The organism is Massilia sp. DD77, assembly GCF_036961685.1.
GTDB lineage: Bacteria > Pseudomonadota > Gammaproteobacteria > Burkholderiales > Burkholderiaceae_D > Telluria.
The window spans coordinates 173,188-185,902 of sequence record NZ_JBAMDH010000001.1 but is presented as its reverse complement, the minus strand read 5'-3'; the positions used below and the strand labels follow the sequence as shown (position 1 = coordinate 185,902).

Annotated in this window: 9 protein-coding genes; 4 read left to right on the top strand and 5 right to left on the bottom strand. The window is 65.3% G+C overall.

Going from position 1 to position 12,715, the window contains the following annotated elements; translation table 11 throughout:
- Nucleotides 1–102 precede the first annotated feature (102 nt).
- On the top strand, nucleotides 103–3,405 hold the full coding sequence (icmF, locus tag V7778_RS00855; RefSeq protein ID WP_335551471.1) for a fused isobutyryl-CoA mutase/GTPase IcmF: 3,303 nt from the start codon (nucleotides 103–105) through the stop codon (nucleotides 3,403–3,405).
- Nucleotides 3,406–3,598: 193 nt separating this feature from the next.
- Here the strand turns inward: icmF and V7778_RS00850 are convergent, their stop codons facing one another.
- Both V7778_RS00850 and V7778_RS00845 read right to left on the bottom strand, forming a co-directional pair.
- Nucleotides 3,599–4,681, bottom strand: a complete 1,083-nt coding sequence (locus tag V7778_RS00850) for a WD40/YVTN/BNR-like repeat-containing protein (protein WP_335551470.1) — start codon at nucleotides 4,679–4,681, stop codon at nucleotides 3,599–3,601.
- 7 nt (nucleotides 4,682–4,688) lie between these two features.
- The gene (locus tag V7778_RS00845; protein WP_335551469.1) at nucleotides 4,689–4,958 is read right to left on the bottom strand and encodes a MoaD/ThiS family protein; all 270 of its coding nucleotides are present in this window, start codon (nucleotides 4,956–4,958) and stop codon (nucleotides 4,689–4,691) included.
- A 100-nt stretch (nucleotides 4,959–5,058) separates the two neighbouring features.
- On the opposite strand from V7778_RS00845, the gene V7778_RS00840 reads away from it, so the two are divergent.
- The 3 genes from V7778_RS00840 (at nucleotide 5,059) to V7778_RS00830 (ending at nucleotide 9,256) form a co-directional block, all read left to right on the top strand.
- Nucleotides 5,059–5,376, top strand: a complete 318-nt coding sequence (locus V7778_RS00840) for a hypothetical protein (RefSeq protein ID WP_335551468.1) — start codon at nucleotides 5,059–5,061, stop codon at nucleotides 5,374–5,376.
- A 199-nt stretch (nucleotides 5,377–5,575) separates the two neighbouring features.
- A complete protein-coding gene (gene prsT, locus V7778_RS00835; RefSeq protein WP_335551467.1) occupies nucleotides 5,576–8,350 on the top strand; it encodes an XrtA/PEP-CTERM system TPR-repeat protein PrsT in 2,775 nt (924 codons plus the stop codon).
- A 330-nt stretch (nucleotides 8,351–8,680) separates the two neighbouring features.
- Nucleotides 8,681–9,256 carry a GNAT family N-acetyltransferase gene (locus tag V7778_RS00830; RefSeq protein WP_335551466.1) on the top strand — a complete coding sequence of 192 codons (576 nt, stop codon included), beginning with the start codon at nucleotides 8,681–8,683 and terminating at the stop codon, nucleotides 9,254–9,256.
- A gap of 10 nt (nucleotides 9,257–9,266) precedes the next feature.
- On the opposite strand, the gene V7778_RS00825 is transcribed toward V7778_RS00830, so the two are convergent.
- The 3 genes from V7778_RS00825 to V7778_RS00815 all read right to left on the bottom strand — a co-directional run bounded on the left by V7778_RS00825 (nucleotide 9,267) and on the right by V7778_RS00815 (nucleotide 12,711).
- Nucleotides 9,267–9,914 (bottom strand): hypothetical protein, encoded by a 648-nt coding sequence (locus tag V7778_RS00825; protein ID WP_335551465.1) that lies wholly within the window; start codon nucleotides 9,912–9,914, stop codon nucleotides 9,267–9,269.
- Nucleotides 9,915–10,068: 154 nt separating this feature from the next.
- Nucleotides 10,069–10,878: a PEP-CTERM sorting domain-containing protein gene (locus tag V7778_RS00820; RefSeq protein ID WP_335551464.1), complete on the bottom strand. Its 810-nt coding sequence runs from the start codon at nucleotides 10,876–10,878 to the stop codon at nucleotides 10,069–10,071.
- A gap of 222 nt (nucleotides 10,879–11,100) precedes the next feature.
- On the bottom strand, nucleotides 11,101–12,711 hold the full coding sequence (locus V7778_RS00815; RefSeq protein ID WP_335551463.1) for an FAD-binding oxidoreductase: 1,611 nt from the start codon (nucleotides 12,709–12,711) through the stop codon (nucleotides 11,101–11,103).
- Nucleotides 12,712–12,715 lie beyond the last annotated feature (4 nt).

The window sequence follows — 12,715 nt, the reverse complement described above, 5'->3', positions numbered from 1 at the left end:
GGGATGACGAATCAGGCGCAGCGTGCCTGGCTTGACGTTAACGTTAACGTCATATACCGTACCAGAATATCCTCAGTCCGCCGACACCTAAGGACCTATCCAATGAACGACATCACTTCCGCCGCCAAGCTCGACCTGCCGGAACAGCCGAAACTCGCCAACAAGGTCCGTTTCGTCACCGCCGCCTCCCTGTTCGACGGCCACGACGCCTCGATCAACATCATGCGTCGCATCCTGCAGTCGAACGGCGCCGAGGTCATCCACCTCGGCCACAACCGCTCGGTCGACGAAGTCGTCACCGCGGCGCTGGCCGAGGACGTGCAGGGCATCGCCATCTCCAGCTACCAGGGCGGCCACGTCGAATACTTCAAGTACATGATCGACCTGCTGAAACAACGCGGCGGCGCCCACATCAAGGTGTTCGGCGGCGGCGGCGGCGTCATCGTCCCGCATGAGATCGAGGAACTGCACGCCTACGGCGTCACCCGCATCTTCAGCCCGGAAGACGGCCAGCGCATGGGCCTGGTCGGCATGATCCGCTCGATGCTGGAAGCCTGCGACGTCGACCTGTCCTCGTACGCACCGACCTCGATCGACGCCCTGCAGCAGGGCGAGATCGGCGCACGCCACCGTCCGCTGGCCCAGCTGATCACCGCGCTGGAAAACGGCAAGGCCGATGCCGCTCTGCGCGAGCAGATCGTGAACGCCGCCGACGGCGTCAAGACTCCGGTCCTGGGCATCACCGGCACCGGCGGCGCCGGCAAGTCCTCGCTGACCGATGAACTGATCCGCCGCATCCGCCTCGACCAGGGCGACCGCCTGAACATCGCGGTGATCTCGATCGACCCCTCGCGCCGCAAGTCGGGCGGCGCCCTGCTGGGCGACCGCATCCGCATGAACGCGATCAATCCGTGGAACGGCCAGGCGCGCGTCTTCATGCGCTCGCTCGCCACCCGCGAAGCGGGTTCCGAGATCTCGCAGGCCCTGCCTGACGTTATTGCGGCCTGCAAGGTCGCTGGCTTTGATCTCGTCATCGTCGAGACCTCGGGCATCGGCCAGGGCGACGCCGCCATCGTGCCGCACGTCGACACCTCGATGTACGTCATGACCCCGGAATTCGGCGCCGCGTCGCAACTGGAAAAGATCGACATGCTCGACTTCGCCGACTTCATCGCCATCAACAAGTTCGACCGCAAGGGCGCCCAGGATGCGCTGCGCGACGTCGCCAAGCAGTACCAGCGCAACCGCGAACTGTGGAGCAAGTCGCCGGACGAGATGCCGGTGTTCGGTACCCAGGCCTCGCGCTTCAACGACGACGGCGTCACCGCCCTCTACCACGGCCTGCTGCCCAAGCTGGCCGAGCTGGGCCTGCAGGTCGAAGCGGGCAAGCTGAACGCCCCGTCGCAGAAGTACTCGAGCGGCAAGAACGTGATCGTGCCCCCGGCCCGTGCGCGCTACTTGGCCGAAATCGCCGACACCGTGCGCGGCTACCACCGCAACACCCATAAACAGGTGAAGCTGGCGCGCGAACGCCAGCAGCTGCAGGAAACCAAGCGCATGCTGGCCGCGGCCAATCGTGCGGACTCTACTCCTGACCTTGTGCTGGACGACCTGATCACGGAGCGCGACAACGCCATGGAAGGCGGCGCCAAGAAGCTGCTGGCCATGTGGCCGGACATGCAGGCCGCCTACGCGGGCGACGATTACGTCGTCAAGATCCGCGACAAGGAAATCCGTACCCGCCTGGTGCAAAAAACCCTGTCGGGCAACCCGATCCGCAAGGTGGCCCTGCCGCGCTTCGAGGACCACGGCGAGATCCTGCGCTTCCTGATGCTGGAAAACGTGCCGGGCTCCTTCCCCTACACCGCCGGCGTGTTCGCCTTCAAGCGCGAAGGCGAAGACCCGACCCGCATGTTCGCGGGCGAAGGCGATGCCTTCCGCACCAACAAGCGCTTCAAGCTGGTCTCGACCGGCATGGACGCCAAGCGCCTGTCCACCGCCTTCGACTCGGTGACCCTGTACGGCGCCGATCCGGCGATCCGTCCCGACATCTACGGCAAGGTCGGCAACTCGGGCGTCTCGATCGCGACCCTGGACGACATGAAGGTGCTGTACGACGGTTTCGACCTGTGCAGCCCGAGCACCTCGGTCTCGATGACCATCAACGGCCCGGCCCCGACCATCCTGGCGATGTTCATGAACACCGCCATCGACCAGCAGATCGACAAGTTCGTCCTCGAGAACAAGCGCCAGCCGACCGATGACGAAGCGCAGAAGATCAAGGACTGGGTCCTGATGAACGTGCGCGGCACGGTGCAGGCCGACATCCTGAAGGAAGACCAGGGCCAGAACACCTGCATCTTCTCGACCGAGTTCTCGCTCAAGGTCATGGGCGACATTCAGGAATATTTTGTTCACCACCAGGTGCGCAACTTCTACTCGGTGTCGATCTCGGGCTACCACATCGCCGAAGCGGGCGCGAACCCGATCTCGCAGCTGGCCTTCACGCTGTCGAACGGCTTCACGTTTGTCGAAGCCTACCTGGCGCGCGGCATGCACATCGACGATTTCGCGCCCAACCTGTCCTTCTTCTTCTCGAACGGCATGGACCCGGAATACACGGTGCTGGGCCGCGTGGCACGCCGCATCTGGGCGGTGGCGATGCGCGACAAGTACGGCGCCAACGAGCGTTCGCAGAAGCTCAAGTACCACATCCAGACCTCGGGCCGCTCGCTGCACGCCCAGGAGATCGACTTCAACGACATCCGCACCACCCTGCAGGCGCTGATCGCGATCTACGACAACTGCAACTCGCTGCACACCAACGCCTACGACGAGGCGATCACCACGCCGACCGACGAATCGGTGCGCCGCGCCCTGGCGATCCAGCTGATCATCAACCGCGAATGGGGCCTGGCGAAGAACGAGAACCCGAACCAGGGGGCCTTCATCATCGACGAGCTGACCGACCTGGTCGAAGAGCAGGTGCTGCAGGAGTTCGAGCGCATCGCCGAACGCGGCGGCGTGCTGGGCGCGATGGAGACCGGCTACCAGCGCGGCAAGATCCAGGAAGAGTCGATGCTGTACGAGCACCAGAAGCACGACGGCACCCTGCCGATCATCGGTGTGAACACCTTCCGCAACCCGAACGGCGCGGGCGCGCCGGCGACGATCGAGCTGGCCCGTTCCACGGACGACGAGAAGCAGTCGCAGCTGACCCGCCTGGAAGCCTTCCACGCGCGCAATGCCGCCCAGGCGCCGGCCGCCCTGGCCGCGCTGCAGCAGGCGGCGATCGACAACGAGAACGTATTCGCCAAGCTGATGGACGCGGTGCGGGTCTGCTCGCTGGGGCAGATCACCACGGCGCTGTTCGAGGTGGGTGGGCAGTATCGCCGCAATATGTAATCGGCGGCGGTTAACGAAAAAGGGCGCGGACTCCGCGCCCTTTTTTATGTGTTCACTGCTCTGGCAAACTTGGATTCCGGCCTTCGCCGGAAATCGTAGGCGCCAGTGGCGCGTACGACGGCCTTTGAGCGAACGGTAAACTCAAACAGCGTCGTTCCGGCGAAGGCCGGAACCTAAGTTCGTCGCGTACCACTCACCCAAAACTCACCGCATACACCGGCGGCAGATTCCCCGCCACCGCATGCCAGCTGTCCCCGCCGTTATCCGACACCCACACGTTGCCGGTCGTCGAGCCCATGATCAGGGTCCGTCCATCCTGGTGCACGGCCAGCCCGTGCCGGTACACCAGGTCGTAGCAATGCTCCTGTGGCAGCCCCGCGCGCAGCACGTCGAAGGTCTTGCCGCCGTCGCGGGTACGTGTCACCGCCAGCGAGGCCCCTAAAGGAATGCGGCGCTCGTCCTTCTCGGCCGGCACGAACCAGGCGGTCTGGCCGTCGTGCGGATGGGCCGCCACCGCGAAGCCGAAGTGCGACAAGGGCATGTTCCTGACTTCCTGCCAGCTGCGGCCATCGTCCCCCGAGCGCCAGACGCCGTTGTGGTGCTGGCACCACAGCACATCGGGCTCGCCCGCGCAGCGCACGATGCGGTGCGGGTCCTGGGCTTCCTCGCTGTCCTGCATGTCGGGCGGCATGTAGTCGGCGCGCATGCCCTTCGCGCTCAGGGCCCAGCTGGCGCCGCCATCGGCGCTGCGCCAGGCGCCGGCGCAGGAGATCCCGACCAGCAGACTGGCGCTGTCGCGCGGGTCGACGCAGATGCTGTGGATGCCGGGGTCGTCGTAGCCACCCCCGAACCAGTGCGGCCGGCCGGGCTGGTCCCACAGCGGGCGCACCAGCTCCCAGCTGTCGCCGCGGTCGTTCGAGCGGAACAGGCCGCCCGGCAGAGTGCCGGCCCACAACACGCCCGGCTGGTCGGCGCCGCCCGCTTCCAGCGACCAGATCAGCTTGTTGGTCCATTCGACCTTCTCTTCCAGGCCTTCCGGCTTGGGCGGATAGCTGGGCGCCGGCAGCTCGGTCCAGATCTCGCCCTGCTTACGGTGCAGCTTGACGCCGAAGTGGCCCAGGTTCAGGGCCGCGTACAAGCTGCCGTCGCGCCGGTCGGGCAGCACCATCGACACCGGCTCGCCCAGGAAGTGCACGGGGCCGAACTCCCAGCGTCCGCCACTGAACGACAATTCGAACAATCCCTTGCGGGTCGCCACATAGGCCTGCACGTTCATTTTCCGCTCATCCTCCTGACAGGGCCTGCAGCACGTAGACCTTGCTGTCAGGCTGAAGTGGGTCGTCGAGGCGCCGCGTGTCGAGGCAGCGCCGGCCATCGATGAAGATCACGACATTGGGCCGCAGGGCGCCCTGGTCGTCCAGCACGTAGCCGCGCAAGCGCGGGTTCAGGGCGAAGGCGCTGTCCAGGCCTTCGCGCAGGCGGCCGGCATCCGTGCTGACCTCGGGCACGGCGGTGAAACGCGCCAGCTGCTGCGTAAAGAAGAGTTGCGCCATGATCGGTCCATCGAAACGGGCGTCCCGCCTTGCGTATCCCGTGGGCGTTACGGGGCGGGCAAACCTACAATGTAGCCGTGAACCACTCGCGGAGCAACGCATGCCGATCAAACCGGAGCAACTGGCCGCCCTGATGCAGGAAGTCGAGCAGGAAGACCCGATCGACTTCGCCGACCTGCCCTTTCCCGAAGACGAATTGCGCACCCTGGTCGCCACCCACCTGTGCGAGATGGCGGCCTCGATGGAAAACTTCAGCACCGAGGACCGCCTGATGACCCTGCTGGCGGTGTCCGCCAAGCTGGTGCTGGAAAACCTGGTGCTGCACGTGCAGCTGCTGCGGCGCCACGGCCTGCCGGTGAGCGACAACGTCGAGGCCTTGCTGGACCGGCTCAAGAAAGGCGAAGGGCCGGCCGGCTGAGTCAGGGCTGAGTCCAACAGAGTGAGCGCCAGTTGGTATTCATGCAGGATTGCGTAACTATCATGGCAAGTCCGCAACAGTCAGGCCCTTAGACTCACTGCATATGAACCCGTTCGGGTATTATTGTCGATGAGGAAACTCTCCTCCCGGTCATCCCGGTCCCCCCATCGCCGCGATACTACCTAAAAGGAACGATTCAATGCCGCGTCATGTCCATAAGCTTACTCTTACCGCAGCCCTCGTCTCCGGCGCCCTCGTGCTGGGCGGCCTGGCCGGCTGCAACCGCACCGAATCGACCGCGACCCTGCTGGCCGAGGCGAAGGCATACCAGGACAAGGGAGACCGCAAGGCCGCGCTGATCCAGCTGAAGAACGCAGTGGCCCAGAGCCCGGAAGACGGCGAAGCACGCTTCCTGCTGGGCAGCCTGCACCTCGACAGCGGCGACGCCGTGTCGGCCGAGAAGGAATTGCGCAAGGCCGCCAGCCTGGGTATCGCATCCGAGCGCACCCTGCCGCTGCTGGCGCGCGCCCTGCAAAACCAGGGGCAGTCCGACAAGGTGCTGGAAGAAGTCACGCTCGAGAAGGCCAAGGGCTCGGCGGCCCTGATGGCCCTGCGCGGCGACGCCCTGCTCGAGCAGCGCAAGACCGACGAGGCCAAGCAGGCCTATGACGCTGCGCTCCAGCTCGATCCCGCCACCGGCGAAGCCCTGATCGGCCTGGCGCGTCACGCGCTGTTCAGCCAGGATACGGCCGCCGCCGAACGCTACGCGCTCGAGGCTGTGACCAAGGATGCCAAGAACGCGGACGCCTGGCTGTTCCAGGGCGGCATCCTGCGCGCCCTGAACAAGACGGACGAGGCCATGAAGGCCTACGACCAGGTCATCGCCCTGCGCCCGCACGACCGCAGCGCCTACGTCGAGAAAGCCTACATCCAGATCAACCAGGGCAAGTTCGACGCCGCCAAGGCCTCGATCGAGGCCGCGCGCAAGAATGCGCCGGGCAACCTGCTGGCGACCTACGCCCAGGGCCTGCTCGACTACACCCAGGGCAAGCACGCCGAGGCCCAGGAATCGCTGCAGAAGGTCCTGAAGGCTTCTCCCGACCACCTGCCCAGCATCCTGCTGTCGGGCGCGGTGGAGCTGAACCTGGGCGCCCTCCAGCAGGCGGAGCTGCACCTGCGCAAGTACCTGGCGTCGAATCCGGACAACGTCTTCGCCCGCAAGCTGCTGGCCCAGACCCTGCTCAAGAGCTCGCAACCGAAGGATGCGGTCGATGCCCTGGCCCCTGTGCTCAAGGACGCCGGCAACGATCCGCAGCTGCTGGCCCTGGCCGGCCAGTCCTACATGCAGGTGCGCGACTTCGACAAGGCCACCAGCTACTTCGAGAAGGCCAGCGAGCTGGCGCCGAAGGTGGCGGCGATCCGCACCTCGCTCGGCCTGTCGCGCCTGGGCCAGGGCGACCGGGACAAGGGCCTGAGCGATCTGCAGGCAGGCGCCACCCTCGATCCGAAGTCGCCCGACGGCGGCATGGCGCTGGTGCAGGCCGAACTCGGCATGAAGAACTACGACAAGGCCCTGGCCGCCGCCAAGCAGCTGGCCAAGCAGCAGCCGAACAATGCCCAGGTCCATAACCTGCTGGGCCTGGTCCACCTGGCCAAGCAGGACGCTGCCTCCGCCCGCGCCGCCTTCGAGGAATCGATCCGCCTGCAGCCGGCTTTCTACCCGGCCGCCACCGCGCTGGCCGAACTCGACATGCGCGACAAGAAGATCGACTCCGCCAAGGCGCGCTTCAACGGCGTCCTGAAGGCCGATCCGAAGCATGTCGGCGCCATGACCGCGCTGGCCCAGATCGCGCTCTACGAGAAGAAGCCGGCCGAAGCGACTACCTGGCTGGAGAAGGCCAGCAACGACAACCCGGGCGCCGTGGCCCCGATCGTCAAGCTGGGCAGCCACTACCTGAGCCAGAACGAACCGCAAAAGGCCCTGAACCTGGCGCGCAAGGCCAGTACCGAGAACCCGACCCAACCCGACCTGCTCGAGTTGCTCGGCCAGGCCCAGCTGGCCAGCAAGGACGGCGCCGGTGCGCTCGAGACCTACAGCAAGCTGGTCAAGGTGTTGCCGAAGTCGGCGATGGCCCAGTACCGCCTGGCCAACGCCCACGTGGCGCTGAAGAACGAAAGCGCCGCGGCCGAGGACATCAAGCGCGCCCTGGCCCTGCAGCCGGACTTCCTGCCGGCCCACCTGGCCCAGGTCGAGCTGGCGATGCGCGCCAAGAAGCCGGAGCAGGCGCTCGAGAGCGCACGCGCCCTGCAGAAGCAGCCCAACAACGCCGCCGTCGGCTACGTGCTGGAAGGCGACCTGCTGACCCGCGAGAAGAAGCAGGACCAGGCGCTGGCGATGTACGAAAAGGCGTACGCGCTGCAGCCGAGCTCCAAGGTGCTGCTGACCATCCACCGCGCCATGCTCGCGTCCGGCAAGGAAGCCCAGGCCGACGCCCGCCTGGCCGACTGGATGAAGAAGAACCCGAACGACATGACGGTCATCATGTACCAGGCCGAGCGCAGCCTGACCAAGGGCCAGCTCAAGCAGGCGGCCGCGCAGTTCGAGACCATCGTGAAGGCCGCGCCGAACAATGGCGTGGCGCTGAACAACCTCGCCTGGACCTATCAGCAGCTGAAGGATCCGAGGGCGCTCGAAACCGCCGAGCAGGCCTACCGCGCCAGCGGCGACCATCCGGCAGTGATGGACACCCTGGGTGCGATCCTGGTCGAGCGCGGCGATCTCAAGCGCGCCGTGCCACTGCTGCAGAAGGGCGTGAACCTGGCGCCGAACAGCGGCGACCTGCGCCTGCACCTGGCCCAGGCCCTGATCAAGTCGGGCGACAAGGCCGGCGCCAAGAAGGAACTGGAACTACTGGCATCGAAGGGCAACGGTCCCGGCGCCGAGCAGGCCAAGGAACTCTTGAAGCAGCTGTAAGTCGAAACGAAAACGCCACCGCAAGGTGGCGTTTTAGCATCATTTGTTATAAATTTGCAATTTCTTTCTGGCACGCCCGTGCCGTCAGTGCTAGGATACAAGAACCGCCAATGCGTCAGTCCGGCGCCCATCCTGCGGAGAGAGAATATGACCACGCTAAATTCCACAGAATTGAAAGATTTAATCTCTGAACCGGGGAGCGCACGATACAGCTCAGCTACCGAAGGCTCACCGGCCTCATGTGATAGGATCACCGACGTGGCCATCAACGAAAAATCCTTCGGGATTCGGGTTGCCGATACTGATCAAGGCCGAAGCAAGGCCAGTCTCTTGATCAATAAAATGTATGCGTGGCGCGGTTATGCAGGCACGCATCGTCTTGAGGACAACCCGAACCGGATCACCCTCTCCGCATCCGACCACGGCGAAGTGGTGGGCACGGTGACACTCGGCATTGATTCCGACATGGGACTGCTGGCCGACGAGATCTTCAAGGACGAGATCGACCGCTTCCGCAACAGGGGCGGCAAGGTATGCGAAATCACCAAGCTGGCTTTCGATCCCAAGGTGCGTTCCAAGATGGCGCTGGCCTCGCTGTTCCACATCCTGTTCATCTACGGCCGCCGCATCCACAACTGCACCGACGTCTTCATCGAGGTCAACCCGCGCCACCGACGCTTCTACGAGACCATGCTGGGCTTCACCCGCCTGGGCGAGATGCGCACCAATCCGCGCGTCGACGCGCCGGCCTGGCTGCTGTGGAGCAGCCTCGACCATGTACAGGAACAGATCGAGCGCTTTGGCGGCACCAGCAATCATCCCGGTAACGAGCGCTCTCTTTTCCCCTACTTCTTCTCGCCGAAGGAAGAGGAAGGCATTACGCGGCGCTTGATGTCGCTCGGTTGAGACGATCGTCCTACGCCCTGGATGCGGCCTGCGCGAGCAGGCCGTTTTCATGTGGGCGCCCTTCGAAGCGCTCCAGGATCGGCAGCACCAGGCGGCGCAGGAACAGCCCCACTCCGCCCCACAGGGTGATGAACCACAGCGGCACGCCGCCCGGCGGATCGCCGGGATAGGCCCAGTTGCCGCTCAGGACGCCCGAATACTCGATCAGCGCGCCCAGCAGGATCATATAGCCGGTATAGGCCAGGTCTTCGCGTTCGTGGAACAGCACCAGGCCGATCGCCAGCAGGACCCCGGTGACGGCCAGCAGGGTATTGCCGTCATGGATGGCGGAGAAGGCCGCCGAATAGGCCAGCGCCAGCGCCCAGACGGCGCCGCGGCGGTCGTGCGCGGCCTTCCCGCCCAGCACGCGGCGCGTGTGCAGCAGGTAAAAACCCCACATGAACAATTCCCATACCGGCATGCCGAGCACGTCCGGTTCGGTGAAACGGAAGATGCCCTGGGCCAGGGAGGCGCCGTTCATGGCGGTGAAAAACACGCACGCCACCGCGAAGAACACGGCCTCGACCTTGCTCAGGCGGCCGAAGGTGAGCGCCCATACGAGCAGCAGGGCGGCCAGCTTGCCGAGGTTGGTCGGCACGAAGGCGAGGATGGCCATCACCAATGGCACTTGAAGCAATAGACGGTAAGGAATTCGCATGTCGGAGAGTAGACTATGATTCCGTCAATATTGTCAATAAACTCAGCATACGAATTGGGCGTACCAACGCAAAAAAGGCCTCCGAAGAGGCCTTTTTTAGCGGGAAGGAAGACGCTTAGTCTTTCTTCTGGCGGCGGCGCAGGGCGGCGCCCATGCCGACCATTGCCAGGCCCATCAGCGACAGGGCGCCCGGTTCCGGCAGGGCATAAGCCTGGCCCGGATCGTCGATGCGCGCGCCGAGGATGTTGTTGGCGCCATTGCCCCAGTTCGGGTTGTAGTTGTAGCTGTTCTTGAAGCGCAGGTCGCGCAGGCCTTGCCAGCTCGAGAACCAATCCGAATCCAGCTGGTCAGCCCAGAGGCCGCCGGCCGAGGTGTCCACCGATGCGTAGGAGTCGGCAGTGCCCGAGAAGCCGTTGCTGCTCGGAACCTGGTCGCCCACGACGGTGTTGTTCGGATCGATGATGTCCATGCCGGTGTCGAAGAACAGGCGGGCCAGGAAGGTGCCTTCGGTGAAGCCGGTGGCGCAGCTGAAGCCGCAACGCACGCCTGGGTTGATGGTGTCCAGGGTGGTCTTGGTCATGCTGTCCAGGTCGCGCCAGTACAGGTCCATGTAGCCCTTGGTCGCCGGGAACGGGTTGCTTGCGTTCGGGGTGCCTGCCTCGACGCCGTAGAACATGCCGGTCACTTGGCCGCCGCCCAGGCCGTTGACGAAGAAGATGTCGCCGGTCGGGTCGATCTGGTCGTTCGGGGTGTTGACCGAGCCGCGTTCCATGGTCGAGATGGTGAACACGCCCCAGTTGATTTCGTTCGAACCCGCCCAGGTGGTGGCGCCATTGATGGCGATCTGCTCTTGACCCGAGAACTTCAGGTAGATCGGGCCCGGAGGAAGCTGGGTAGCCGGTGCGGCATATGCGCCAAAGCTCATGGCAGCGCCAAATGCGAGTGCGAGAATCTTTTTCATGCTGCGTTCTCCAAGATAAAGAAATTCTGTTTGATAGATAACGACACCGACACTGGGTATTTAGCAATCCGTGTGCCAGCGTTTAAAGATCCTCGCTAAGTAGTTGAAAATGCATCGCTTTTCACAAAGTTCACAATTCTGGACGACCGTGCGGACTCGGCCATTGTAAAAATTCCCGACAGATAATTAACGATAGCGGCCCGGCGCCAGCAAATCGTGCGGATCGAGGGCGCGGCGCAGGCGCTCGTGCAGCTGCTGCGAGTCCTGGGTCAGGGCGCTCAACCCGGGCATGGCCGAGGTCGTTACCCGGTAGGGGAACCAGCCCTGCTCGCGGCCGCGCTCGATCAGCTCGCGGTAGCAGGCCTGGGCCGCTTCCACCGCGGCGGGAGAATGGCGGTCGAACAGCAAAGGCACGGTACTGTCGAATAATTTGTCACTCAGCGAGGTGAAGGTCAGCAGCGGTTCCATGCCGTGCTTGCGGGTGACGGCGCTGACCATCTCGACATAGGCGCGGGCGCCCTGCCCGCGCATCGGCACCAGCGGCGCGTACCAGATCAGCCCGCAGCCGTCCTGGGCCGGATTGCGCGCGCCGTCGGCGCCTGGCGCGGGGTTGCGCCAGTAGGCCAGCGGCAGCGCCGTCTCGTTGGGACGCCCGCCCGCCAGTTCCAGCGAGCGCGCCAGGGTGGCGGCGGTGCTGGCCAGGCGCTGGCCGGCCGCGCCCGGCAGCCAGCCGGCTACCCGGCGCAGGGTGTTCGCGTTGTCCTGGCTCAGGAACAGCATGCGGCTGGCCACGCCCTTGAGCGCGGCGCGGATCTCCTTCTGGGCCGCGGCCACCATGCGCCGGGTGCCGTACAGGGTGCCGAAGCCGGTCCAGGGGAAGATCTGGTACTGGCGGCCCAGCTCATCGACCAGCGCGGGCGGGATCAGGCCGTCCGCTCCCAGGCGGTCGGCCGGGTAAGGCGCCGACATTGCCAGCACCCGGTGCCGGTTCATCAGGTTCAGGCCGGCCACGGTGCCGGGCAGCTTGCCGAGGATGGCGCGGATGCGTTCGATCGCCGGTTCCAGCAGCGCGTCGTCCTTGAGGCTGAACAGGCAGACCTTGACCACCTCGGGCCGGCGCGCCAGCAGGATGCTCATGCGCGTAACCACGCCCAGTCCGCTCTGGGTGAACAGGCCGGCCGAATAGGCGCCGATGCCCCACTTGAACAGGCGCGCCAGTTCCTCGCCGCCGGCTTCGCGCATCGCGGTGCGGTAGCGGCTGCCGTCGGCCAGCACCGCTTCCAGGTCGGTGACCGCGGCGAAGTGATCGGTATATGGCGTGACCCCATAGCCGCGCTCGAGCGCGTTGCCGAGCAGGCTGCAGGAGGGCCCGGCGCCGGTGGTCGGCACCATGAAAGGATAGTTGTTGCTATCGAGGAAGTCGGCCAGCATGCCCTGGGTCACGCCGGGCTCCAGGGTCACCACGCCCATCTCGGCATCGAAATGCAGGATGCGGTTCATGCCGGACAGGTCGAGGATCACGCAGTCGGGCTGGACCGCCAGCGCGCTGCCATAGCCCCAGTTGCGCCCGGTGCTGACCGGATAGACCGGCACCCGGTGGCGCTGGGCGATGCGCATCACCTCGGGCAGGTGGGCAGCGTCGAGGATGCGCAGGGCCGCCGGAACGCTGCGCTCGATGCCGGTGGTGTCGGGTCCGTAGGCGGCGCTGGCGGCCTCCCGGGAAAGAACTTGCTGAGGGCCGAGCACGGCCTGCCACTCGGCGGCGGCCGCCTCGAGCGGGGTGGGTTGTGTTTCCATTGCG